Source organism: Paenibacillus sp. FSL L8-0340, assembly GCF_038593145.1.
GTDB lineage: Bacteria > Bacillota > Bacilli > Paenibacillales > Paenibacillaceae > Paenibacillus_AQ.
Genome location: NZ_CP151967.1, coordinates 7,075,232 through 7,099,759, shown reverse-complemented (window position 1 = coordinate 7,099,759; position 24,528 = coordinate 7,075,232). Strand labels below are relative to the sequence as shown.

The 24,528-nt window shown below is 51.7% G+C and carries 21 protein-coding genes and 1 riboswitch; of the genes, 11 read left to right on the top strand and 10 right to left on the bottom strand.

Annotated features, from left to right (window positions below; genetic code table 11):
* Nucleotides 1-209: 209 nt before the first annotated feature.
* Nucleotides 210-1,187, bottom strand: a complete 978-nt coding sequence (locus NST07_RS32495) for a LacI family DNA-binding transcriptional regulator (RefSeq protein ID WP_341097042.1) — start codon at nt 1,185-1,187, stop codon at nt 210-212.
* Nucleotides 1,188-1,693: 506 nt separating this feature from the next.
* Here NST07_RS32495 and NST07_RS32490 point away from each other — a divergent pair.
* Nucleotides 1,694-4,654: an ABC transporter substrate binding protein gene (locus NST07_RS32490; protein WP_341097040.1), complete on the top strand. Its 2,961-nt coding sequence runs from the start codon at nt 1,694-1,696 to the stop codon at nt 4,652-4,654.
* Between the two features lie 70 nt (nt 4,655-4,724).
* Here NST07_RS32490 and NST07_RS32485 read toward each other — a convergent pair whose 3' ends face one another.
* Nucleotides 4,725-6,116 carry an aldehyde dehydrogenase gene (locus NST07_RS32485; protein WP_342480780.1) on the bottom strand — a complete coding sequence of 464 codons (1,392 nt, stop codon included), beginning with the start codon at nt 6,114-6,116 and terminating at the stop codon, nt 4,725-4,727.
* Between the two features lie 74 nt (nt 6,117-6,190).
* Nucleotides 6,191-6,898, bottom strand: a complete 708-nt coding sequence (locus tag NST07_RS32480) for a Crp/Fnr family transcriptional regulator (RefSeq protein WP_342480779.1) — start codon at nt 6,896-6,898, stop codon at nt 6,191-6,193.
* Nucleotides 6,899-7,043: 145 nt separating this feature from the next.
* Here NST07_RS32480 and hcp point away from each other — a divergent pair, with 145 nt between their 5' ends.
* Nucleotides 7,044-8,696, top strand: a complete 1,653-nt coding sequence (hcp, locus tag NST07_RS32475) for a hydroxylamine reductase (RefSeq protein ID WP_342480778.1) — start codon at nt 7,044-7,046, stop codon at nt 8,694-8,696.
* 86 nt (nt 8,697-8,782) lie between these two features.
* On the opposite strand, the gene NST07_RS32470 is transcribed toward hcp, so the two are convergent.
* Both NST07_RS32470 and NST07_RS32465 read right to left on the bottom strand, forming a co-directional pair.
* Nucleotides 8,783-9,757: an aldo/keto reductase gene (locus NST07_RS32470; RefSeq protein WP_341097031.1), complete on the bottom strand. Its 975-nt coding sequence runs from the start codon at nt 9,755-9,757 to the stop codon at nt 8,783-8,785.
* 39 nt (nt 9,758-9,796) lie between these two features.
* The gene (locus NST07_RS32465; RefSeq protein WP_342480777.1) at nt 9,797-10,684 is read right to left on the bottom strand and encodes a LysR family transcriptional regulator; all 888 of its coding nucleotides are present in this window, start codon (nt 10,682-10,684) and stop codon (nt 9,797-9,799) included.
* A 96-nt stretch (nt 10,685-10,780) separates the two neighbouring features.
* Between NST07_RS32465 and NST07_RS32460 the strand changes: the two genes are divergently transcribed.
* On the top strand, nt 10,781-11,671 hold the full coding sequence (locus tag NST07_RS32460) for a DMT family transporter (protein ID WP_341380078.1): 891 nt from the start codon (nt 10,781-10,783) through the stop codon (nt 11,669-11,671).
* Nucleotides 11,672-11,686: 15 nt separating this feature from the next.
* Complete coding sequence (locus NST07_RS32455) at nt 11,687-12,319, top strand: flavin reductase family protein (RefSeq protein WP_341097025.1); 633 nt, start codon at nt 11,687-11,689, stop codon at nt 12,317-12,319.
* A 40-nt stretch (nt 12,320-12,359) separates the two neighbouring features.
* On the opposite strand, the gene NST07_RS32450 is transcribed toward NST07_RS32455, so the two are convergent.
* Both NST07_RS32450 and NST07_RS32445 read right to left on the bottom strand, forming a co-directional pair.
* Nucleotides 12,360-14,231 carry a FapA family protein gene (locus NST07_RS32450; RefSeq protein WP_342480776.1) on the bottom strand — a complete coding sequence of 624 codons (1,872 nt, stop codon included), beginning with the start codon at nt 14,229-14,231 and terminating at the stop codon, nt 12,360-12,362.
* Between the two features lie 105 nt (nt 14,232-14,336).
* Nucleotides 14,337-14,429: riboswitch (cyclic di-GMP riboswitch) on the bottom strand.
* A gap of 269 nt (nt 14,430-14,698) precedes the next feature.
* Nucleotides 14,699-15,802, bottom strand: coding sequence for an FUSC family protein (locus tag NST07_RS32445; protein WP_341097022.1), 1,104 nt, complete (start codon nt 15,800-15,802; stop codon nt 14,699-14,701).
* A gap of 312 nt (nt 15,803-16,114) precedes the next feature.
* Here NST07_RS32445 and NST07_RS32440 point away from each other — a divergent pair, with 312 nt between their 5' ends.
* From NST07_RS32440 to NST07_RS32425, 4 genes are read left to right on the top strand one after another with little or no spacing between them, the layout of a single operon-like run.
* Nucleotides 16,115-17,221, top strand: a complete 1,107-nt coding sequence (locus tag NST07_RS32440) for an ABC transporter ATP-binding protein (RefSeq protein ID WP_341097813.1) — start codon at nt 16,115-16,117, stop codon at nt 17,219-17,221.
* On the top strand, nt 17,211-18,023 hold the full coding sequence (locus NST07_RS32435) for an ABC transporter permease (RefSeq protein ID WP_038597729.1): 813 nt from the start codon (nt 17,211-17,213) through the stop codon (nt 18,021-18,023). The genes NST07_RS32440 and NST07_RS32435 overlap by 11 nt, the downstream gene beginning before the upstream one ends.
* Nucleotides 18,013-18,843 (top strand): ABC transporter permease, encoded by an 831-nt coding sequence (locus tag NST07_RS32430; RefSeq protein WP_038597726.1) that lies wholly within the window; start codon nt 18,013-18,015, stop codon nt 18,841-18,843. The genes NST07_RS32435 and NST07_RS32430 overlap by 11 nt, the downstream gene beginning before the upstream one ends.
* On the top strand, nt 18,840-19,913 hold the full coding sequence (locus NST07_RS32425; protein WP_341097019.1) for an ABC transporter substrate-binding protein: 1,074 nt from the start codon (nt 18,840-18,842) through the stop codon (nt 19,911-19,913). The genes NST07_RS32430 and NST07_RS32425 overlap by 4 nt, the downstream gene beginning before the upstream one ends.
* 192 nt (nt 19,914-20,105) lie before the next feature.
* Here the strand turns inward: NST07_RS32425 and NST07_RS32420 are convergent, their stop codons facing one another.
* From NST07_RS32420 to NST07_RS32410, 3 genes are all read right to left on the bottom strand, one after another.
* Nucleotides 20,106-20,927 (bottom strand): methyltransferase domain-containing protein, encoded by an 822-nt coding sequence (locus NST07_RS32420; protein ID WP_341097016.1) that lies wholly within the window; start codon nt 20,925-20,927, stop codon nt 20,106-20,108.
* A gap of 73 nt (nt 20,928-21,000) precedes the next feature.
* Nucleotides 21,001-21,840, bottom strand: a complete 840-nt coding sequence (locus NST07_RS32415) for a 1,4-dihydroxy-6-naphthoate synthase (RefSeq protein ID WP_341097812.1) — start codon at nt 21,838-21,840, stop codon at nt 21,001-21,003.
* 11 nt (nt 21,841-21,851) lie between these two features.
* The gene (locus NST07_RS32410) at nt 21,852-22,544 is read right to left on the bottom strand and encodes a futalosine hydrolase (RefSeq protein WP_341097015.1); all 693 of its coding nucleotides are present in this window, start codon (nt 22,542-22,544) and stop codon (nt 21,852-21,854) included.
* Nucleotides 22,545-22,902: 358 nt separating this feature from the next.
* Here NST07_RS32410 and NST07_RS32405 point away from each other — a divergent pair, with 358 nt between their 5' ends.
* From NST07_RS32405 to NST07_RS32395, 3 genes are all read left to right on the top strand, one after another.
* Complete coding sequence (locus tag NST07_RS32405; protein ID WP_341097013.1) at nt 22,903-23,355, top strand: DUF4879 domain-containing protein; 453 nt, start codon at nt 22,903-22,905, stop codon at nt 23,353-23,355.
* A 73-nt stretch (nt 23,356-23,428) separates the two neighbouring features.
* Entirely contained in the window at nt 23,429-23,767 is a 339-nt protein-coding gene (locus NST07_RS32400) for a hypothetical protein (RefSeq protein ID WP_341097012.1), read from the top strand.
* 258 nt (nt 23,768-24,025) lie between these two features.
* The gene (locus tag NST07_RS32395) at nt 24,026-24,499 is read left to right on the top strand and encodes a MarR family transcriptional regulator (RefSeq protein ID WP_341097010.1); all 474 of its coding nucleotides are present in this window, start codon (nt 24,026-24,028) and stop codon (nt 24,497-24,499) included.
* The last annotated feature ends 29 nt before the right edge of the window (nt 24,500-24,528 follow it).

Below are 24,528 nucleotides of genomic sequence, written 5' to 3'. Positions count from 1 at the left end.
AATGTAGTTTTAATCTCCTGGTTGATATTACACTTGTAGATCTAAATTGTCAAACGCAGAAAACCCCCGTTCTGCTTGCTTACAGCAGAGCGGGGGTTAGCGTTTGGCAGGTGCCGTAAATTACATTGCATCCTGATCGCGGAAGATTATCCGCGGGGTAGTTGCAATTTGTACAACTAAAAATTCATTGCTTTGGATTTTACGCATACTCAAGTTGTAGCGCCTTCCTCCAGCTCAACCGGCAATATGTATTCTGCGCGGACGGCACCGCCGTGGACCTGCTGAATGATCAAATCAACGGCAAGTTTGCCCATATCTTCAATGGGCTGGCGGATGGTGCTGAGCGGCAGAGCCAGCAGGCTGCGCAGGGCAATGCCGTCATATCCTACAATCCGCACATCCTCAGGCACCCGCAATCCCCGCTCCCGGCAAGCCTTAAGCGCATAAGCTGCAATCAAATCGCTGCCTGCAAAGATGCCGTCCACATCGGGCTGTTCGTTGAACAGCTGCACAAGCAGCCGCTCATAAGCTCCGACATCAAAGCTGTTGTTATCCGTATGCAGCAAGGTGTGCGGGAGGTTATGCTGCCGGGCGGTATCCGCAAAGGCCTCGGATCTTAGCACAGACAGGATATTTAGCTCAGGATGCCCACCGATATGGGCGAGCCTGCGGCAGCCTTTATTAATCAATAAGGTAGTAGCCAGCACCCCGCCCCGATAGTTATCGGAGCAGACATAAGGGATTTCCGGCGATATTCTGCGGTCAAAGGTGACGAGCGGCAGATTCATTTGCCGGTAGGCTTCAACTTCCAGGGTGTGGCTGCCCATAATAATGCCGTCGACCCGGCTTGCGCGAAGCATATCAATATATTCGAGTTCTTTATGTTTGTCCTGCTGCGAGTTGCAGAGCAGCAGCTTATAGCCGTTCCGGTAGGCATGCTCCTCGATATGGCTGGTCAATTCCCCGAAGAACGGATGAGAGACATGAGGGATGATCAGCCCGATAATATTTGATTTGGAGCGGCTGAGCGAGCGGGCGAGTTCGTTTGGCCGGTAATTGAGGTCATTCATCGCGCTGTAGACCTTTTTCTTCAGATCCTCGCTTAAGTACCCCCTGTTGTTCAGCACCCGGGAGACGGTTGTCACCGAAACGCCTGCCCTCAGCGCAACGTCTTTAATTGTAGGCATGTGGAACCTCCTGTCTTGGCGGGTCTTTGCACACTCATTCTAACTTGGATGCAAGGGACTGTCCATGAAGGGATGAACCTTCTATTTATGTTTCAAAAATTAGACTTTCCCCATATAATAAGAAGAAAAACGTCATAAATTGTAATTAATTTTATTTACTATATAGATTGAACTTGAGAATGTACATTTAGGGAAAAGTGGCGGAGGGGAATTTTGGAACTGGAGGAGCGATAGCGTCCGCCTTTAGGTTTGGATTTCTACCGCAGTTTGCGGTTGAATTCAGGAAATCCAAACCTAACAGCGGCCGGAAGTCCAAACATTCTCTGTAGTCACGGCCAATCCCAAAATAGAAGAATTATAAGTTCAGTCTATATATTTACTCTATTAAGCTTATAAGTAAATAGCAAAGCCCAATCATGATGGTTCCATACGCTTTTAATAGAAATTGTCGAATTTACCCGTTTCTGATTTTGGGAACTTTGGGATAGATGAATGGGAGTGTGCTAATGGGCAAGGGGAAAATTCAGCGCAGGTTACGGTATGGCTTGTTTTTGCTTTTATTTATGATGCTCAGCACGGCACTGTATCAGCCGGTGTCCGCCAGCAGCGAAGAACGGCGCCCTCAGAATGTGCTTGTCCTGCATTCCTATCAGAAGGGCTTTGCCTGGACGGATGACCAGGGTGCAGGCATTGAAGAGCAGCTCAAAGGAGCAGCCGATCCGCCGGTTATCTACACCGAGTATTTGGACTGGAAACGATTCCCCAGCAATGACAACCTCGAGCACTTCTACCAGATGATCAAGTTCAAATACCAAGCTCTTCATATCGATGCGATTATCGTTACGGATGATGCCGCTTTGAACTTCGCCATTCAGTACCGCAAGGAAATCCTGAGCGATGCACCCATCATATTCAGCGGCATTAATCAGTTAGGTATGGACAGTATAGCGGACAAGCGCAACATCACCGGAGTCATCGAAGAGATCGATTCTACAGAAACGATACGAATGGCGCTGGAGATCAATCCATCGATCCGTAAGGTGTACATTGTATTCGACAATTCTGAAAGCGGGCTCTCCACTGGTAAAATGGTCAGTGACCAGATTCTGTCTCTGGAGCGGGGACTCCAGATCATCCCGATGAACAGTCTCTCCAATGAACAAATCATAGATCAAGTATCCACCCTTTCATCAGACAGCATGGTTCTCATGACTACATACTACAGTGATACAACGGGAAGAATTACTGAATTTGACCGGTTCTCAAGCGAGCTTAGCGAGAGCAGCAGTGTGCCGGTATATCATATTTATGATTTTAGCCTGAATCACGGGGCTTTTGGCGGAAATCTGATTAGCGGCAAAATCCAGGGACAAACTGCAGCCAGCCTGGCTCTGCGGATTCTGGAAGGAGAAAATGCGGGAGAGATCCCTATTGTCTCGGACAGCTCCGTGCGAAAGGTTGTTGACTATAAGGAATTGCAGCGTTTCAACGTTTCCCTGAAGCAGCTGCCGGAAGGCAGCGAAGTCATCAACAAGCCCTTTTCCTTCTATCAATCCTATAAAAAGCTTGTACTGAGCATTGTCGCGGCATTCGCTGTTCTGCTGGCCTTTATTCTTATCCTCCTATTCTACGTGCAATTGGTCAAGCGAATCCGAAGCAACCTGGAAAAAAGCAATGAACGCTTCAGTTTGGCTGCCTATGGTTCGGATGCGGTAATCTGGGATGTGGACATGACCACGATGATCTACTACTTCTCGGACAGCTGGTATGAGCTGCTCGGCTATGAACTGGAAGAAGTGGACGAGAGCCATGGAGGGTGGAGAACTCTTATCCATCCAGAGGACGCAGAACATGAGAACCGCCTGCGCACTGAGCATCTGCAAGGCAAAAGTTCCTACTATTACTGCGAATACCGGATGCGGAGCAAATCAGGCGAATATAAATGGTTTCAGGCCCGGGGCAAGATGCTGCGCAACGCAGACGGAGGTTTTGTCCGTTTTGCCGGCTCCATGGTTGATGTTACGGACCTCAAAGGCTATGAGAGCAAGCTCCAAATGAGCTACCAGGAACTGGAGTCGACCTATGAGGAGCTTACGGCACTGCAGGATGAGCTGCTGGAGCAATATAACAAATTGGTCGAGAATCAGGCACTGCTGCAGACCAGCGAGGAGAAATACCGGCTGCTGGCCTATAACGATGTCTTAAGCGGTCTGCCGAACCGGCTGTCCCTTTCTGAGGAACTGCAGAAGTTTATCAAAGAACACGCTGGAGGGCACGCAGCCTTGTTCTTTCTGGATATTGATAATTTCAAATATATTAATGATACGATGGGCCACACCTTTGGCGACGAGCTGCTGGTCAAGGTCGGCGAACGGCTGCTGGGCTTATCGGACGGACGCAGCAAGCATTTCCGTTTCGGGGGCGACGAGTTTGTGATTCTGTTCGAGAATATCGAGGGATCGGATGAGGTCATCTCCTATGCACAAGCGCTTGTGCAGGGTTTCAAGGAGCCCTTCCAGCTGAATGCCAGCGTTGTTCACATCTCAACTAGTATTGGTATTGCCCAGTATCCGGAGAATGGGATCAATGCTGAAGAGCTTTTGAAAAATGCCGATATTGCCATGTATAAAGCGAAGGAAGCCGGCAAAGGAACGTATGTATTATACGGACAGGCGATGCAGCAGCATTTTGACGAACGGATGATCATTGAGAAGCATTTGAGAAATGCTATCTCCAATAATGAGCTTTCGCTTCATTATCAGCCGCTGGTGGACACCGCCTCAGGCGGAATCTGGGGCTTCGAGGCTCTGATCCGCTGGAACAGTCCGGTGCTTGGTTTTGTATCGCCGCTTTCGTTCATCAAAATCGCTGAAGACTGCCGGTTGATTGTCCCGATAGGTGAATGGGTGCTGCGGGCGGCCTGCCGGTTCATTAAAGAGCTCCATGCAGAAGGTTATGAGGGCTATCATATCTCGGTGAATATTTCGGTGATCCAGCTGATGCTGGATGATTTCACCGATATGGTGCTGGGCATTCTCAAGGAGACCGGATTGCCGCCGGAATATTTGGAGCTGGAGATTACCGAGTCGATCTTCATGGAATCCTTCGAAGCGATCAGTTCCAAGCTGGAATCGCTGAAAACACGGGGAATCGGCATTGCCCTGGATGACTTCGGAACAGGATATTCCTCGCTTAGCTATTTGAAGCAGCTGCCGATCACTACGCTGAAGATTGATAAGTCGTTTATTGACAGCATTGATACACCGAACAACATGTCACTGGCCCGGTCCATCGTAACCATCGGTCATGATATGGGGCTGAAGGTGACCGCAGAAGGGGTGGAAACCCGGGAACAGCTGGCCTTTCTGGAGCGTACAAGCTGTGACAAGATCCAGGGCTACTTCATCAGCAGACCCATACCGGAAAAAGAGGTGGCCAGTTGGGTGGAGGGCAGGAGGGCGGGATAATGGAGCGAAGGATACCGGTCCCCGAACAGGGCGGTATCCTTTTCTGCTGTCTTTTGCTAATCGCTGCACTCTATTTCAGCAATCTCCGTGCCAGCTTAACCTTATTGCCGTATGGCGGATAGACAACCCCGAGGTCAAGCTTGGTCCCTCTTTTCACAATGCTCTTGCTGTGGGAAAAGAGATCAAAGCTATGCCTGCCGTGATATCCGCCGATGCCGGAGCCTCCCACTCCTCCAAATGGCAGATGTGCGCTGGCTACATGGGTAATCGTATCATTGATGCAGCCTCCGCCGAATGAAACTCTGGCCAGCACCTCCTGTTCCGCCTGTTTGTCTTCGGTGAACAGATAGAGGGCGAGCGGTTTGGGGCGCTCATTGATGCTGCGGATGGCTTCGTCCAGCCGGGTATATTCCATAATGGGAAGTACAGGCCCAAAAATCTCGTCCTCCATGGCCGCATCCTTCCAATCCGCAGGATAGAGCAGTGTAGGTTCTATGTATAGATCCTCCGGCACAACGGTGCCGCCCATAATGACCTTCGATTGGTCCCGCTGAATCATTCCGGCAATTCTGCGCAGCTGGCGTTCATTCACAATCCGCCCGTAATCCGGATTCTGCTGCGCATCCTGGCCGTAGAACTCTTGAATATAACGTTTCATTAAGGAGATCAGCTGGGATGCCACATCGCTGTGGACAAGCAGATAATCCGGGGCAATACAGGTCTGGCCCACATTGATGAGCTTACCCCAGACAATCCGTTTCGCTGCTATCTCCAGATTGGCGCTTTTATCGACAATGACCGGACTTTTACCGCCCAGCTCCAGTGTTACCGGCACCAGATTTTTGGCCGCGGCTTCCATGACTATTTTGCCGACAGGGACACTTCCGGTGAAGAAAATATAATCGAATTTGGCATGAATCAGCAGATTGGTGGCTTCTTTCTCACCCTGAATTACACGGATATAGGACGATTCGAAGGTTTCCCTGATCATATCCTCAATCACGGCGGTAATGGCCGGGGTACTCTCCGAGGGCTTCAGTACGGCGCAGTTGCCGGCGGCAATTGCCCCGATGAGCGGCTCGATCAGCAGCTGGAACGGATAATTAAAGGGGCCGATAATGAGCACGGTTCCGTATGGCTCGCTGAGGATCCGGCTTTTGGCCGGAAATATATGCAGCGGGGATTTGACCTTCACCGGCTTCATCCAACGCTTCAGATGTTTCATCATATATCCAATGCTGTCCAGCGTGAAGCCGATTTCCGTCGCATAGGCTTCAAATTCGCTCTTGCGCAGATCCTGATGCAAGGCCGCGATAATTTTCGCCTCATTGCGGCGGATGGCATCTTTCAGCTTCTGCAGCTGGCGAAGCCGGAAGGCGGGCTCCTTCGTAGCCCCGCTGTGAAACCACCCGCTGTGCTCGGCCAGCATCTGTTCAACGCTTTGGGCTGTTAACTCCGACATAAATGAACCCTCCAATACATGATGTGTAGATACAGATGTGTTCGTGTATCCCCGGGAACAGCTTCCGGCAGGAATTACTTATCCTGGCCGGGAGCTGAAGGGACGGTGCGGATGTAGTCGTTCATAGCCATCATATTCAGCAGTGTAATGCTGCTGCCTTTGAAATGAATCCAGCCGATGTCGCGCAGATAGCCCATTTCACGGGATAGCGACGGGCGGGCCGTATTTAAATGCTCCGCCCATTCTTTTCTGCTGAAGGGCAGCCGGATGACCTCGGAGCCTTTCTGAGCCGCTTGCTCCAGCAAAAAGCTGATCACCCGCCGCCGCAGAGGGCCGGCTGATAATATTTCGATCTTCCGGTTGACCAGCACCAGGCGCTCCGACAGGTTCTCAATGAAACGTGTGAGCATGTCCGTGTCTGTGGTGAACAACCGGAGCAGCTCCTGCTTGCCGATAAACATGACGGAGCAGGGGCCTGTGGCTGTAACAGTAGCCGGGACTATATTTTCTCTGCGGAACAGCACCGCTTCGCCAATGGTCTGTCCCTGATTTAGATGGGCAATGGTTACACTGCTGCCGGTAGGATGGGTTTTCTGAACCTCAATCCGTCCTTCCAGCACAATGCCGAGTTTGTCCGCAGTATCGCCTTCGGCCAAGATCAGTGAATTCTTATGAAAGCTGCTTACGGTATATGTTATTTTTTGCAGCACCGCTTCGATCTCCTTCACGGTTTTCCCGCGGAACAGCAGGCAGGATTGCAGTACGGCGGGCTCTGGTTTCATAGCATTTCCTCCAAATTTATAGCATCTGGTAACATCCGTTACCGATTGTATGGCGAAAGTCTACTACAATTAGCCTTAACTGTAAAGGCGGGGCGAACGGAGTCCTGTATTGGTAGCCTATACCTATTAAAGGAGTGAAAGTGCAATGAGTAACATGTTTTGTTTTCAATGTCAGGAAGCGGCTAAAGGATCGGGCTGTACGATTCAGGGAGTCTGCGGGAAAACTAGCGATGTGGCAAATCTTCAGGATCTGCTGATCTACACACTGAAGGGTATTTCCATCTTTGCACGCCGGGGCCGGGAGCTTGGAATGACTGACTCTACCACGGAGAAATTTATTATAGAGAGTATGTTCGCTACAATAACCAATGCTAATTTCATGCCTGAAGCTTTCATTGCCAGAATCAAAGAGGGGTTGATCCTTCGCGGCCAGTGGAGCAATAAATTGCAGGCAGCCGGAGTAGAGGTTCCTTATGCCGGGCATGATGCGGCTCTTTGGACGGCAGACACCGATGAGGAACTGCAGGCGAAGGCGGAGACGGTAGGGGTTCTGTCCACGGAGAATGAGGATATCCGTTCCCTGCGTGAACTGCTGACCTACGGCTTGAAGGGAATGGCGGCGTATATGGAGCATGCCGCAGTGCTGGGCTATTACGAAGAAGGCGCACATGCTTTTATGGAAAAAGGTCTGGTGGCGACTCTGGATGATACACTCACGGCGGATGAACTGACTGCACTTGTGATGGAATGCGGCAAGCTGGGTGTAGATGTGATGGCTTTGCTCGACCGGGCCAATACAACAACTTACGGCAACCCGGAAATCACCAAGGTGAATATCGGTGTAGGGCAGAATCCGGGGATTCTGATCAGCGGGCATGACCTGAAGGATATGGAAGCGTTGCTGAAGCAGACCGAGGGCACCGGAGTGGATGTGTATACACACAGCGAGATGCTGCCGGCGCATTATTATCCTGCTTTTAAGAAATACAGCCATTTCGTGGGCAACTACGGCAATGCCTGGTGGAAGCAGGCGGAGGAATTTGAAAGCTTCAACGGACCGATTCTCATGACGACGAACTGCATTGTGCCGCCGAAGGAGAGTTATATCGGCCGTTTGTATACTACGGGCAATACCGGTTTCCCGGGAGTGCAGCATATTTCGGCGGATGCCAATGGAGCGAAGGACTTCACGGCTATCATTGAACAGGCCAAAGGCTGTGCGGTTCCGGAAGAGATCGAAACCGGCGAGATTGTCGGCGGATTTGCCCACGCGGCCGTAATGAACGTAGCCGATCAGGTGGTTGAGGCCGTTCAGACCGGAGCTATCAAGCAGTTCTTCGTAATGGCCGGCTGTGACGGCCGGATGAAGAGCCGCAATTATTATACCGATTTCGCTGCCGAACTGCCGGGAGACACAGTGATTCTTACGGCAGGCTGTGCGAAGTACAAATATAATAAGCTTGCGCTTGGCGACATCGGCGGGATTCCGCGTGTGCTGGATGCCGGCCAATGCAATGATTCCTATTCGCTTGTCGTGATTGCCCTGAAGCTCAAGGAAGTATTCGGACTTGAGGATATTAACGATCTGCCTATCTCCTACAATATTGCCTGGTATGAGCAGAAGGCAGTAATTGTACTCTTGGCACTGCTGTATCTGGGTGTGAAGGATATTCACCTAGGACCTACGCTTCCGGCCTTCCTGTCGCCGAATGTTGCCAAGGTGCTGGTCGATACCTTCGGTATCAGCGGTATTACAACCGTACAAGAGGATATGGAGAAATTTATCGCAGCTGTATAACTGAATGGCCATTGTGCCATATAAAATAGGGGTACTTCTCATTGCTATGAGAAGTACCCCTATTCAGTTTATTATTCGAATACCTCCTATGGCAGGCGGTACACCGCGAACGGCTCGCCGCTGCGGAAGGTGCCGCTGGCCTGATCCAGCTTGTCCATGAGCTCAGCATCCGGCTGCAGGGCAACGCTTTGCAGATTCTGCTGCACCTGCTCCACGCGGGTGGCTCCGACAATCACCGTGGATACAGCCGGTTTGTTCATCAGCCAGGCCAGGGACAGCGCAGCCATAGAGGCGCCGGTTTCTTCGGCAATCCGCCCGACCCGGTTCCCCAGCTCAATCCGGCCGGGGGTAAGGAAGCGGCCGAAGTTTGGATCGGTTTCGGCTCTGGAGCCTTCCGGCGGTGCGCCGTCACCAGCATATTTGCCGGTAAGAATACCTCCGGCAAGCGGGAAGTAGGGGATAATCCCGAGCCCTTGATCCAGGCAGAGTGGAACCAGCTCGGCCTCCGGCGTCCGGTCAGCCAGGGAGTAGCTGCACTGAATCGAGGTATACTTGACCAGATTCCGCGCCTCGCTTATGCCCAGCGCCTTCATTAACTCCCAGGCCGCATAATTGGAGGCCCCGATATAGCGGACTTTACCCGCCGATACCATATCATCCAGGGTCCGCAGCGTCTCCTCCAGCGGTGTATAGGGATCAAAGGTATGGATCTGATATAAGTCTACATAATCGGTCTTCAGGCGGCGCAGGCTGCCTTCCAGCTCCAGCATCAGGTGATGGCGGGAAGAGCCGCTGCCGTTAGGGCCTTCGTGTCTCGGAAGACCTGCTTTCGTAGCAAGAACTGCACTTTGGCGTCTGCCCTCCAGCGCCAGTCCGATGATCCGCTCCGATTCGGTGCCGGCATAAATATTAGCGGTATCGATAAAATTAATCCCCTGATCGAGCGCGGCATGGACGATATCAATGGAGGTCTCCTGATCGGCTCTTTTGCCAAAGGAATTAGTCCCCAGACCCAGTGCGGAGACCTGCAGCCCGCTGTTACCCAAACGGTGATATTTCAAGTGGTTCACTCCTCTTGTTCAGCATAGTGGTGTATTTCGTCAAAGCACAGACAGATCTGCCCCGGAGAACAGCTGCAGTGCAGTGTCCATAAATAAGCGGACGGCAATCGAGGTCTCCTCCAGTGTATGGACGGCGAGATGGATATCCCGGTAAGCATCGGGGGCCAGCTCCTTTATGATCACATTCGGCGGTGGAGACAGCAGGGACAGCTGCGACATGACACCAATAGCCAGCCCCTCCTTAACCATATTGAGTGCGGTCATGTAGCTGTTCACTTCGTATTTCACATTTAGCTTGCTGCCTCCCCGATGGAACAAATCAACGACCGGAGGCTCATAACCTGCCCGGCAGATCAGCATCGGCTCGTCTTCCAGATCCTTGACACAGATGACATGCTTCTCACGGAGCGGATGGCCGCCAGGAAGCACTGCGTACAGTTTCTCCCGGTAGAGCGGAATCGTGGCAAACTCTTCTTGCGGCGGAATAATGAAGCCGACATCAATAAGCCGGGTCTCCAGCCATTCTTTAACCTCAGCAACCGAACCTTCATAGAGAACAATCTCAATCTCGGGATATTTCTCGGTAATGGAACGGATGACTTTGGGGACAAAATAAGCAGACGCCACCGGAAAGGCCCCAATGCGGATGAGTCCCTTCTCCAGGCCCTTCTCAGCGGAGATTTCCTGCTCAACCTTGTCAAACCCGTTTAGAATTTCCCGAAAAATAATCAGAACACGCTTACCGATATCAGTGAGCATCAGCCCGCTGCGCCGGTCGCGCAGCAGCAGCTTCACTGCAAGCTCAGACTCTAGCGCGGAGATGGCCCGGCTGACTGCAGGCTGGGTCATGTTCAGTGCCAGCCCGGCTTTGGTGAAGCTGCCGCTCTCGGCGATTTTGACGAATAGACGAATTTGATTGTTGTTCATATCGAATCTGGTATGCCCCTCATGATTATAATTCATTTCAATTATGACTGTGCTTATTGTATCATTTGGAATGAAAATAGAACAAGGGGTGATGAGATGCAGCAGCGGAAGAAAAACATTGCTTTGCTTATATTTCTGGTTATAGTCTGGGGGATCAATTGGCCGCTGTCCAAGATTGCTCTAGCCTACGCTCCGCCCTTGTTGTTTGCCGGAATCCGTACGGTTATTGCCGGAGTGATCCTCATTGTTGCTGCGCTTCCTAAAAGGAAGGCCCTTCAGTTCAGCAAGCTATGGCCGGTCTATCTGACCTCGGCCTTTCTCAGCATCGTTTTCTATTACGGGTTCCAGACGATCGGCCTGCAGTATATGCCCTCAGGGCTGTTCTCGGCCATTGTCTTTCTGCAGCCTGTGCTGCTCGGTATCTTTGCCTGGATCTGGCTGGGAGAGCGTATGTACGGAATGAAGATGTTCGGCTTGCTGCTTGGTTTTCTCGGGGTAGCTGCGCTCAGCATTGGCGGATTTACCGGAAGTATCTCCGCCTTGGGTGTAGGGCTTGCCCTGGCCAGCGCACTCAGCTGGGCCTTGGCGACCGTGTACACGAAACGAAATGCGGTGCGGGTAGATATGCTGTGGATGACGGCAATGCAGATCATGATCGGGGGCGTCATCTTGCTGGCTGCCGGTTCGGCTGTGGAGAGCTGGTCTGATATTACGTGGAACAGCGCCTTTATCGTGAACACGTTGTTCATTGCGGTGTTCGTCATTGCGCTGGGGTGGATGGTTTATTTCAAGCTGATCAATGAGGGAGAGGCCAGCAAGGTCGGTTCATTCACCTTCCTGATTCCGCTGATCTCGATCGGGTCAAGTGTAGTATTATTAAATGAGCGGATTACGCTGAATCTGGTAGTGGGTATGCTGCTGATCGTATGCAGCATTATTCTGGTGAATGTTAAGATAGGCCGGGCCGCACGGCGGCTGACATGTTAAGACAGGGGGATAAGCATGTATATTCAGACGGATGGGCAAACGGCGCATGATAATTATAAGCTGCTGATCGGCAGCATTGTGCCCAGGCCGATTGCCTTTGTAACCTCGGTGGATGAAGCGGGAATCGTGAATGCCGCTCCGTTCAGCTTTTTTAATATTGTAAATGATGATCCGCCTATGGTCATGTTCTCCTGTGTCCGCAAAGCAGGCGGAGAAATGAAGCATACGCCGCGCAATATAGCGGCGAATAAGGAATTTGTGGTCCATATCGTCGATGAGGATAATATCGCTGCAGTCAACCATACCTCAATCAATGCACCCGGCGGAATCAGCGAACTTGAGCTGGCCGGGCTGACGGCGGTACCCGGACAAGCCGTCAAGGTCCCGCGCGTACAGGAATGTAAGATTGCGATGGAATGCCGGCTGGTGCAGCTTGTGGAGCTCGGACATTGCGATATGGTTATCGGCGAAGTGCTAGGCTTTCATGTAGAGGATGAGCTGGTTCATAACGGCCGAATTGATGTCGGCAAGCTGAAGCCGGTCAGCCGTCTGGCCGGCGCGTCTTATGCAGCAATTGGCCGGACGTTCGAGCTGGACAGACCTCAGTATGAATCTGTCACGGCCAATCCCAAAATAGAAGAATTATAAGTTCAATCTATATAGATCAGATATTTTAGGCAGAGGAAGGCTACTGCGCCTGATTTCTTAACCGCAGGCTTTGGGCAGTGAAGACAAGTTCTTCATCTGTCCCGCTGATCTTGGCGGTGTATTCTCCAATCGTAACTTCGCTGTTGCAGATTTTGCGGACTGTAATATTTTTGCCGGCGGTAAGCACTGATTTCTCGGAGGACTGCTTCCCTACAGTCTGTGCGCTGATGGAGCCTGCCGCCTCGACTGTGGAGTCCGTGCATTCCGCTTCGTTCATTACGAAACGGACATTGCCGGAAGAGAACAGCTGGCTGTGCAGAATACCCTCCTTATGAACATGGAGATCTCCGCCGGATTTAATAATGCTATGCTGTGACGAGGCGATGTCGATCCGTGTATTCTCCTCCTGCATCCCGGATATGGCGTCATGCAAATCCTTCAACAGCTTCAGAAAGGTGCTTAGTACAGCATCCGTGAAAAAATCGGTGAACTGCCCCGGGTGCAGGAATACCTCCAGCATATGTCTCAATTGCTTGGTGTCGATAGGATAATCGGGATTCATCCCGGCAATAACCTCCTGGAGATCACTGATCAGGCCGGGGAGATGGTCATATTTGCTTTCCAGCAGCAGCATAACGACCAGACCGTATTTTACGGTTTGCTGGCGTGATTGGACGGTATTCGCCAACTGCTGCGACGCTTTTCTCAGACTGGTCATTTCCTCCATCAAGAGAGCGGAGTACATGCAGAGGCGGTTATGTCTCGCTCCATAATGACCGGAGTACAATTGGCTGCTGACAACCTTGCCCTGGACAAAAATGCTTCCGGTAGCAGTGATTGTCGCATGTGTAACGTCGCCGTATATGTATACATTTCCCAAAGCCTCAAGGATGGTCTGGTTTCCGATATCATTGGTGGCGACCACATCACCCGGGAACATCATTTTGGCGGCTTCGGGGTCCATGTCCCCGGGAACAAGATATGTCTGGGGAAAATCAAAAACCTTGCGGTTCAGACCAGATCCCGTTAAGCGGGGCCTTCCCTGGCGGAGGGAGGCGATCCCGCCGTCCGCCAGCAGGGTTGTACATTCTTTAGTGACCAGCTGAATATCTTGCGGCGGCGGGGAGGGAATAATTCCGCCATACACGTCGATGCCGGGCACTCCCTCTTCTGCAGGCAGCTTACGGGCAATGACCTCTCCCTCCTGGACAAAGGGAACCCTTGGATGGTTCAGGGAATCTGCAGGATCGGCAGTCCGAATGAATTCATATTCCCTGTCCTCGGCAAATAACAGCTCCAGCCGGGCATTTTTGCCGGGAATAGGGGCTTTACCCTCTGCGATGCAGACCGGGAGATAGGTAGGGTTGTTCAGCTCTGCATAAAGAGCCGGAATATTGAGCTCGCGCATAATGGAGCTTTTCTTGAAGCCGGCGATAATCTGGTCCACCGTGAGGGTGGACAGCAGCAGGCCGCAATTTGGTTCCGCCCGGACCGTGACATCTGCTGCAGCCGGGGAGCTGGCGAGCTTCCAGGCGTACTTTTCTGCACGGTAGAGCGTGAAGTAGGCCTTCAGTCTATCTTCGGATACAGTGATCTGATACTGCGGCTTCTCGCAAATCTCCCAGGTGATACGGTCCGTGGGGGTTACCTCCGTAGGATCTGTCACCGTCTTCCGGTTAATATTCAACACCACAGGGTGAACGGAGGAAATGACAGCGGGTTTGCCGCCGGGCAGAGGAGGAGTAATAAATATTTGGTTGTTCTGTACGATAATACGTCCGTTCTTATCCTCATCTCCCTCACGGAGCGGCTTAACCTGCACTGAGGGCAGAGCCGGAAGATCGGGGTTACCGATTGGCGTTGTGGTATGAAATACATGCCCGAATTTTTTCTCGATGATATGCTGTGGCATTACTCTAACCTCGCTTCTTCGTATAATCAATGGTATCTGTACAGAAAAGAGCATCATGGACTATGATAGATTGTCTTCACCTACCGGTACCCAAGTCACATCTCAATTGGCAGCCTGGCGACCATGAATGGATAGTCTCACATTCTTAGGCCCATCGCTTTGCGTCCTGCCCTTTCGGGAAGTTTGCCTTTAAAAAAATAGATCAATGATATACATTCAGCATGAGGTCATTTAATCGACTCAAATCGACAGGGAATGTTCAATACTGGGTTGGTTGCCAATATAATTCTACAAACAAGCTTAATTCTAGTACTTTAGTATTAATTTTTCAACTTAATAATAATAAATCTCTCTGGTATCCCTTTAAAAGGGACGGCTTTGAGTCCAAGCGATATTACAAGCAAAAACGACCCTGCCTTCATCTCAAAGGACAGGGTCGTTTCTGCAAAAAAAGGACGCTCCCAAGCTTATAGCTTGTGGGAGAGCCCTCTTTTGACAAGATGTACGGCGCGCGCGCTTCCGGACCGGACGGAGGCTGGTGCCGGTATAACTGTAGCTGCATAATCGGCCCGTTCAATTTCCTCCAGCACCCGGTTCAGATGGGAGAAGACGGCTCCGAGATCGCGGACTGCTGTCAGCGAGCATTGACCCTGCAGCTCGGAGAACCAGGCAAACTGCAGATCCCGGGCGCGGCGCAGCGCTTCGGGGAGCGAACGGGTGCATTCGGCATCGGATAAAGTTTTGGTTCCATACAGGGCGATGCAGTCTGCGGTTGCCGTTACGACCTCTGTCATCCAGTCAGCTGCCGCATAATGTGCAGGCAGGAGGGAAATCTCCTCAGCGATCTCCTTGACGTAGCGGTGAACCTTCTGCAGATGCGAGGTTGCCTGTGTCAATGACCGCAATCCGCTGCGGCATTGATAATGGGATAACGTATAGTGCAGCTCTTTCTGCTGCTTGTCGCTCTTCGCCAGCAGTTGTCCGGAACGCACCAGCCTCTCCGGAGCCTGCTTAGAACTGCTGCTCTCTGCGGCGAGTCCGGTCAAGGCATCGGCCAGCAGCAGGGTCCCTTCCAGTGCCAGGCGTTTAACCTTGACGAACCCCCCGGGGGGGACGATAATCATATTTATTATTAAGGCAATCAGTACGCCGATTAAGGTCTCCGCGACTCTCCACACGATATAAGGGTCCTGATAAAAGGTCAATGCCAGCACGGAGGTCACACCGACCTGGGAAACGGCTTGAATGTTAATCCGGCAGGCGGTGGCCACACCGATGCCGATCAGCAGCATCAGCAGAATAGACAGTGCCCCCACGTCGAAGAAATGGCCCACGAGCAGGCTGACAATTCCACCGAGCACAACGCCCATCAGACGGTAAATCCCTTTTTCCAGTGAAGCCTTGACGCTTCCTTGGGTGATAAGAATTGCGGCAAGCGGTGCAAAGTATAAATAACTGTCGCCATGCAAGCTGTGAACCGCAAGCCAGGAGAGTGAAGCAGCAATCGTAACGCGTATCATATATAGAGATAATCCGAATTTTTCAAGGCGGTCCTGCAACCCCTCGTTCATGTTAGTCATCTTCTTTCACATCAATAAGAGAACATTTTTAGGTTTTCAGCAATTTTCATTATAGCACTCAAAAACAACAATAACGGGGCATAGTTTTTACGAACTTGTTAAGTTTCTGCGATGCATTTAACATTGTAAGCTATCGCATATATTGCATTAATCCTATATGCTATATATATTGAAGTGTGTCGAAGGAAGGGAGGAATTGTCGCTTATCAGCGCTGAGCATGCCACTTTAGATTGTTCCCTGCGAGAAGCGGGTAAAATAGGTTGTACTACATAAGGTAAGGGAGGTCGTTAGCCATAACTACCCTGGAAGACACTATTATTTCTTTTGACCAGGTTACCAAACAATATGACGATGAAGAAGCCGTGTTAAAAGGAGTCAGCTTCGAGATCGAACGCGGCAAATTCTATACACTGCTGGGACCCTCGGGCTGCGGAAAGACGACAATCCTGCGTCTGATCGCCGGGTTCGCTGAACCAACGGAAGGTTCCATTTATTTGAACGGCAAAATCATCAACCACATTCCCGCCAACGAACGGCAGGTCAATACGGTATTTCAGGACTATGCCTTGTTTCCGCACCTGAACGTATTTGAGAATGTGGCCTTTGGACTGCGGATCAAGAAGCTTAAGAAAGAGGTCATCACGCAAAAGGTGCAGGAGGCGCTGCGCTTCGTCAACCTTGTAGGCTACGATCAGCGGGCCATTAATGAAATGTCCGGCGGACAGAGGCAGCGTGTAGCGATTGCCCGGGCCATCGTCAATGAACCGCAGGTGCTGCTGCTCGATGAGCCTCTTTCGGCACTTGATCTGAAGCTGCGCACGGAAATGCAGTACATTCTGCGGGAAATGCAGCAGCGGCTGGGCATCACCTTTATCTTCGTTACCCATGACCAGGAGGAAGCGCTGGCCATGTCCGACTGGATTTTTGTCATGAACGGCGGACGTATTGAGCAGAGCGGAACGCCTAACGATATTTATGATGAGCCGATCAACCGCTTCGTGGCTGATTTCATCGGCGAGTCGAACATTGTGCCCGGTATGATGATTGAGGATTATATTGTTGAATTTAACGGCCACCGCTTTGAATGTGTGGATGCGGGGCTGAAGCCGAATGAAGCGGTGGAGATCGTGATCCGTCCGGAGGATCTGGAGATTGCTGCAGTTGAACAAGGCAAACTGCGCGTCCGCGTGGATTCCCAGCTGTTCCGCGGCGTGCATTACGAGATCAGCTGCTACGACGGGTCCGGCCACGAATGGCTGGTCCATTCCACGCGCAAGGCGGAGGTCGGCAGCGAGATCGGGCTGTATTTCGATCCGGAAGCGATTCATGTTATGCGTTTCGGGGAAACGGAGGAAGAATTCGACAGACGTCTGGAAGCTTACGGCGAGGTGGAGAGCCATGAAGAGTAAGGGCCGGTCGTATTTCCTCATCCCTTATTACTTATGGATCGCCCTGTTCGTCATAGCGCCGGTGCTGCTGGTTGTCTACTACTCCCTGTTTGATCTGGACGGGCATCTTACACTGGACAACTACGTGAACTTCTTTACACCGGTATATATGAAAATGATGCTCAACTCCTTCTGGTACGCGATCCTGATTACGCTGTTCTCGCTGCTGGTGGCTTATCCGGCGGCGTATCTGCTGACCCGGACGAAACATAAGCAGCTGTGGCTGCTGCTGATCATCCTGCCGACATGGATTAATCTGCTGCTGAAGACGTATGCCTTTATTGGTATCTTTGGGACCTTCGGGCCGGTCAACAATGTCTTCGACCTGCTGGGCATCGGAGAGCAGCAAATCCTCTTTACAGGTTTCAGCTTTGTCTTTGTTTCGGTATATATCTTTATCCCGTTCATGATCCTGCCGATCTTCAGCGCTCTGGACGAGTTGAACCTGTCCCTTGTAGATGCGGCCCGTGATCTGGGTGCCTCCGGGTGGACGACGTTCCGGCGGGTCATTTTCCCGCTGACCATCTCCGGGGTGCGCTCCGGCTGCATGGCGGTATTCATTCCGGCGTTATCGCTGTTTATGATTACCCGCCTTATCGCCGGCAACCGGGTCATTACGCTGGGCACCGCCATTGAGCAGCATTTTCTGGTCACTCAGGACTGGGGCATGGGCTCTACAGTTGCTGTCTTCCTGATTGTTATCATGGCGCTGTTCATGATTCTGTCGGGCAGCTCGCGGAAAGGGGTGCGGCATGAGAAGTAATAAGAATGGGATTTCAAATCTGTACCTGGTGCTGGTCTTTGCCGTGCTGTACGCACCGATCTTCTACCTGATGTACTATTCCTTCAACAGCGGCGGGACGATGCATGGCTTCGAGGGCTTCACGCTGGATTATTACCGTGAGGTTGTGCAGGATACGCGGCTGATGATTATTATGATTAACACTTTGGTGATTGCCCTGCTGTCTTCGGCGATTGCTACGCTGATTGCGATCATCGGGGCGCTGGCCATTCAGCGCATCCGCAGCCGGAGGGCCAAGAATACACTTCTCTCACTGAACAATGTGCTGATTGTCAGTCCCGATGTCATTATCGGCGCGTCTTTCCTGATCCTGTTCACGATTGCCGGAATCAAGCTCGGCTTCGTGTCGGTCCTGCTCTCGCATGTTGCATTCAGCGTGCCGATTGCCGTGCTGATGATCCTGCCGCATCTGCAGGACATGAGCCCGACGCTGACCGATGCTGCGCGTGATCTCGGGGCCAGCCGCCGCGATGTGCTGACCAAGGTGATTCTGCCGATCATTAAACCCGGGATCTTCAGCGGCTTCTTTATGGCCCTTACCTATTCACTGGATGATTTCGCGGTGACATTCTTCGTAACAGGCAACGGATATTCGACGCTTTCAGTGGAAATCTATTCACGGGCGCGGCAAGGTGTATCGCTGTCGATTAACGCGTTGTCCACGCTGATCTTCCTCTTCACTATCTTGCTTGTCGTCGGTTATTATTTCCTGAACCGCCGGAAGCAACGCCCGGCGGTTCATATCGCAGAGCCGGCCGCTGAAGTGGGGGTGCCTAGATGAAACAGCTGGTGAATGCTTTTCTGGCGATTCTTATCGTCGCATTTGGGCTGATGTTCCTGGCTTCTAGGCTGAATTCGGCTGAAGGCTATACGGGCGGCAATACGCTGACCATCTATAACTGGGGCGATTATATCGAACCTGAACTGTTGAAGCAGTTCGAGCAAGAGACCGGGATTACGGTCATTTACCAGACCTTTGATTCCAATGAGGCGATGCTGACCAAGGTCGAGCAGGGCGGGACAACCTTCGATGTTGTTGTGCCTTCAGACTATGCTATCGCCAAGATGCGGGAAGAGAAGCTGCTGCTTCCGCTGAATCACAGCAAGATTCCGAATCTGGCCAATATTGATCCGCAGTTCATGGATCTTTCCTTCGATCCGGGAAATCTGTATTCGGTGCCGTATTTCTGGGGAACAGTAGGCATTATCTACAACCCGGAAATGACGGAGGGGATTGATTTCAGCAGCTGGGATTCCCTGTGGGACAGCAGGCTGAACAATAGTATCTTCCTGGTTGACGGTGCCCGTGAGGTCATGGGGATGGCGCTGAACAGCCTGCATTATTCCGTCAATGACCGGAATGAGGATCACCTGCAGGAAGCGCTGGCCAAGCTGAACAAGCTGTCTCCCAATGTGAAGGCTATTGTCGGTGACGAGGTCAAAATGCTGCTGGCGAACGAAGAAGCAGCCGTCGGGATCGTATGGTCCGGCGACGCCTCGGAAATTATGGATGAGAACGACAAGCTCGATTATGTGGTGCCGGAGGAAGGTTCGAACAAATGGTTCGATAACATGGTCATTCCGCGCACGGCGGCCAATGTGGAGGGGGCGCATAAGTTCATTGACTTTATGCTCCGTCCCGATGTGGCGGCGAAGAATGCAGAGTATGTAGGTTATTCCACACCTAACGTTCCGGGACTTGCGCTGCTGCCGGAGGATATTTCCGGAGACACCCGCTTCTATCCGCCTGCTGAAATTACCGACCGGCTGGAGGTTTACGACAACCTCGGCAAGCGGATGCTCGCCCATTACAACGAGCTGTTCCTGAAGTTCAAGATGAACAAGAAATAAGCTGGTGCATAATATGCCAGTTAGTCAGTCATAGCCAGTAGAAAGCGCCCAAATGCGGAGTTTCCGTATTTGGGCGCTTTTTTTGTTGGGGTGGTGAAAAGATGGGAGACTTAAATTGAAGAGAAAATGCACTCTCATAAAACCAGAAATCAGTTTTTGGGTTCTATATATAACAGATAGCCGTTCCAAGCATTATTTGATCCCGACTCTCATCCGGTAGCTGATGTGTACCGGCAGGGTGCGTCCCTGAAAATACTGCTCCACCGCTACGGAGAAATCGGAAATAAGCTGCTCCAGTGCGGAAGAGCCGAGCTTCAGAACGGTTTGAATGCCGCCTTGACTGAGTGCCAGCCCGACATAACGTTCGGCATCACATTCTTCTGTATTATGAAAAACAATTTCCCGCGCAAAGGAGAAGCAGCCGCTGGCCTCTATCCGCCCCAGATGTCCTTCTTTATCCCATTTATGCGCCTGTTCGGCAGATGGCTGGAGTACATCAAGCAGTTTATCGGCGGCGGATATCAGCTGTTTGTAGCGGGTTTCAATATCCGCCTGTAGTACGAGCGGCCAATCGCAGTCATAAGCGGCGAACACCCCGCCTTGGCGCAGGCAGCGGGAGATTTCCTGCAGCGTGCTTATCGGCTCCATCCAGTGGAATGACTGGGAGCAGGTAATGATATCAACACTGCCAGAGTCAAAGGGCAGCTGGTTGGAGTATCCTTGGACAAAGGACAGGGATTGTTGCTGTCCTTGCCGGGCAAGCTTGTCAAGCGCTTTGGCCAGCATGTCGGGGTTAGGTTCTATGCCGACTATGGAGTCGGCACTCTCTCTCCACAGAAAGGTGGACAGTCCTGTTCCGCAGCCTATGTCGGCCACGAGGGCAGGGCGGCAGCCCAGGTAATTCGTCAACAATTCAGTAACCAATTGCGGGGCTTCCGGACGGTAACGGTCGTATTCGTCCTGAAATCCCAAGAAGCGGTCGATGTTTTGCTTGCTGTTGCCTGCAGGAATCATTGAATCCTCTCCCATCACTGATCTTTAGCTTTATTGTAAAGTTAAAAGCTTCCGAAGTCATCTGTTTCAAGCTCTAACGAAGCAGCTCAGGAGCAACGGCAGGCACGAGACCCTCGGCCGCGGCGCGGTTCAGCAGAGCAGAGATTGCAGCGTAGCCATCCTCTCCGAGATTCATCGAGAATTCATTCACGTAAAGATCAATATGTGATTTGGCGACTTCTGGAGCCAGCTCCTGGGCGTGGCTCAGGACATAATCTCTGCTTGCTGTAGGATGATCCCAGGCGTATTGCAGCGAACTGCGTATCCAGCCGGAGATGGCTTCGCTGTCCAGATCGCGGCGGGCGATAATTGCCCCAAGCGGTATAGGCAGTCCGGTATCGCTTTCCCACCAGCTGCCAAGATCAGTCAGCATATGGAGGCTATAGGAGGGATAAGTGAACCGGGCTTCGTGAATCACCAGTCCGGCATCAATCTGCCCGTCACGCACGGCAGGCATAATCTCATCGAAAGGCATAACGACGATTTCGGCTGGACCGCCCGGCACCTGCTGCGCAGCCCAAAGGCGAAAGAGCAGGTAGGCGGTGGAGCGCTCGCTGGGTACGGCGATTCTGCGGCCCGACAGCTCCTTGGGATGCTTGATGGCGCCCGGCCCTTTGCGGGTCAGCACCAGCGGGCCGCAGCCCCGGCCAAGTGCGCCGCCGCAAGACAGCAGCTTGTACCGCTCCAGCACCCAGGGAAGGGCAGCATAGGAAATTTTGAGCACCTCAGGCCCGGCGCCATCAGCAGCCAGACCGTTCGTAATATCAATATCTGCATAGGTAACATTCAGCTTGGGTACATCCTCTACTAGCCCGTGCGCCCAGGCATGGAACACAAAGGTGTCATTGGGGCAAGGGGAAAAGGCGATATTCAGCTCGGTTGTCATTACAGCACCTCCAGTAGTATAACAGCCGCGGCCTCCAGGGCCTCCAGGGCTTCATTGATCTTCCACGCCGCCCGGTCGCGCGGGCCGACCGGGTTCGAGATCGCGCGCAGCTCCAGCGCCGCGATCCCGAAGTGCCGGGCGGCCACGGCAACCCCGTGGCCTTCCATCGCCTCCGCGACGGCACCGGGATGCCGCGCCGCCAGAGCGGCGGCCGTCTCTGCGGTGCCGGTCGCCGTTGACACGGTAAGCACAGGACCTGTGCTTACCGTAAGCCCGGCCGCTGCGAGCGCGGCCGCAACGGCCTGCACCGTGCCGGAGCGGGCCGGCACGGACACGCGGCCGAAGCCGAGCTCGGCCGCGCTGCGGAAGCCCTCCGGCGTCTCCGCCCCGAGGTCGGCGGCAATCATCTCGCTGGCGAGCGCGAGCGAGCCTACGGGCGCCCGCCCGGGGAAGCCGCCGCCGATCCCGGCGCTGATAACGCAGCCGTAGCTTCCGGCTGCCAGTGCTGCTGCGGTGCCCGCCGCTGCTGCTGCGGTACCGGCACCTGCAGCGATGACGTGGAACCTGCTGCTGCCCCTCAGGCCGCGCAGGACCGCCTCCCGCTCGGCTTCGACAGCGGTTACGATCAGCACGCGCGGCAGAGCTTCCTCTGCGGCTTTGCCGGTAGAAGTTGGAGTAGAATCTGATTTCATTTTTCAGCCTCCTCCTATTAATATAGCTCGTAATGCAGCTCGGTAATAAAGGCCAATATTCGCTAGGAAAAGGATACGCCGTTTTGCAGTCAAGGTCAAACTGGGGAACTTCTGTAGAGGTTAACAATGCAGATTGACGAACTCTATCAATGGGAGTATTCTAAAATAAGGAATAAAATTACAGTATATTCCTGTATTAAGAAGCTTGCGGTAGGGTTACATTTCATCTAGAGTTTAGCTTCTACATCTATTCATTGTAAAAATGCCCTGAAGGGAGGCGTTCATAAGTAGGCTTAATATACCGTGAGCAACGAACCATTTTAGTCACGTCAAACAAAATCGGGAGAGGATGTTTTTGATGATTAGAAAATGGATAGTTTCTCTTATGGTCTTGGCTTTATTTATGATTCCGGCTGCTGCTTCAGCTGCACCTGCGCCTGCTTTAACCAATCTCCAATATACAGGAATTACATCTGACGGCAACAACTTCATTTGGGAGAACATTAGTCCTAACCAGACAGTTGCCAATGTAACACTGACAGGTACGAAGGGATATATTTCCGTATATGCTCAAGGGACTATGCAAGCACCTAATTATCCGGTTCTCCGCCAAAACGGTTCAATGATACCTACAACCCAATCGGCACCCAATCAGTTTATTACAGGTCCGGGCAATATTGTTGTGGGTACCGTCTATTATCGTTCTTTTGATTTAAACGATGTGCATACAGGTAACATTTCAGTTACAGCTAATAATTATTTACCTCCATACCGGACGTTCACAGATACTTTATATATCACTGTTCAGTGATAATGAAACTCCTAACATTTACCAATCCCTAAGCCGATACATAAATTATTAATGCGTAAAGGGGAGAGGTATCTTGACGATTCAAGCAGTGGGAGCCGATGGGAAATTCACAGCTGAGTTTGCCGCCTATACAAATTTGGTAGTGGTGAATCGCTTGAAACAAACGCTTAGGGGTAACGAGGCAGAGAAGAATAATTCCATGACATTCCAGCAATTTATGGATGCAGTTCGCAAGGAAGAGGGTGTGCACCAAAGCAATTCGCGGGCAGTATCCAAAGAAGAGCTTGCTGACAACCAGGTTTATGAGACCCAGAATGGTTTAAGTGCCTTTGTGTCTCAGCGGTTTGCTACTATCCAGAAAGCCTACGAACTGGGTTTGGTTGATCAGTACGGTGTTCTGCTCTCTAACTAAGAAGCAAAAGCATAAAAGGTAAAGCTCCTGCAAAATTGCCGGAGCTTTACCTTTTATAGACAGTCATAATTAAATCTATCGAGAAACAAGCAGAGATGATTCATCCTGGGATCTGATGTTGCCGTATAAAGGCGGTGAGCAGACTTTGCTTGAATTGTGCAAAAACTGTTGACAAATTTCCCGCACAGGATTATATTTATCTTAACTTAAAGATAATTAACTTAAAGATAAATGCCGAAAGCATTGGAGGTGTACAATATGAGCGACTACAATGAGCTGATCAGCAAGACGGCTGGCGCATCGGATCAGGAGCAGGCTGCTTCATCACTGAAATTGTTCGTGGTCTTATCCAAGGCCTATAAGAGCCTGATGGATCTGGCGGTAAAGGACATGAAGAGCCATGGTTTAGCTTCTGCCGAGTTTATGATCCTTGAGGTACTCTATCATAGAACGCGGATTCCGCTGCAGCAGATCGGAGAGAAGATACTCGTTACCAGCGGGAGCATCACTTACAACATCGACAAGCTGGAGAAGAGAGGACTGCTGAAGCGTGTTCCCTGCAGCGATGACCGGCGTGTAACTTATGCGGAGATTACCGAAGCAGGCCGCGGGCTGTTTGACGATATTTTCCCCCGCCATGTTTCTTCTATTCACGGGATGATGGGCGGTCTGAATCAGGAAGAGAAGGAACAGGCAATAGAATTGCTAAAGAAGCTTGGTAAAGGCATTTAGGCCAGCAACATTCTCCTAAGAACGGGGCG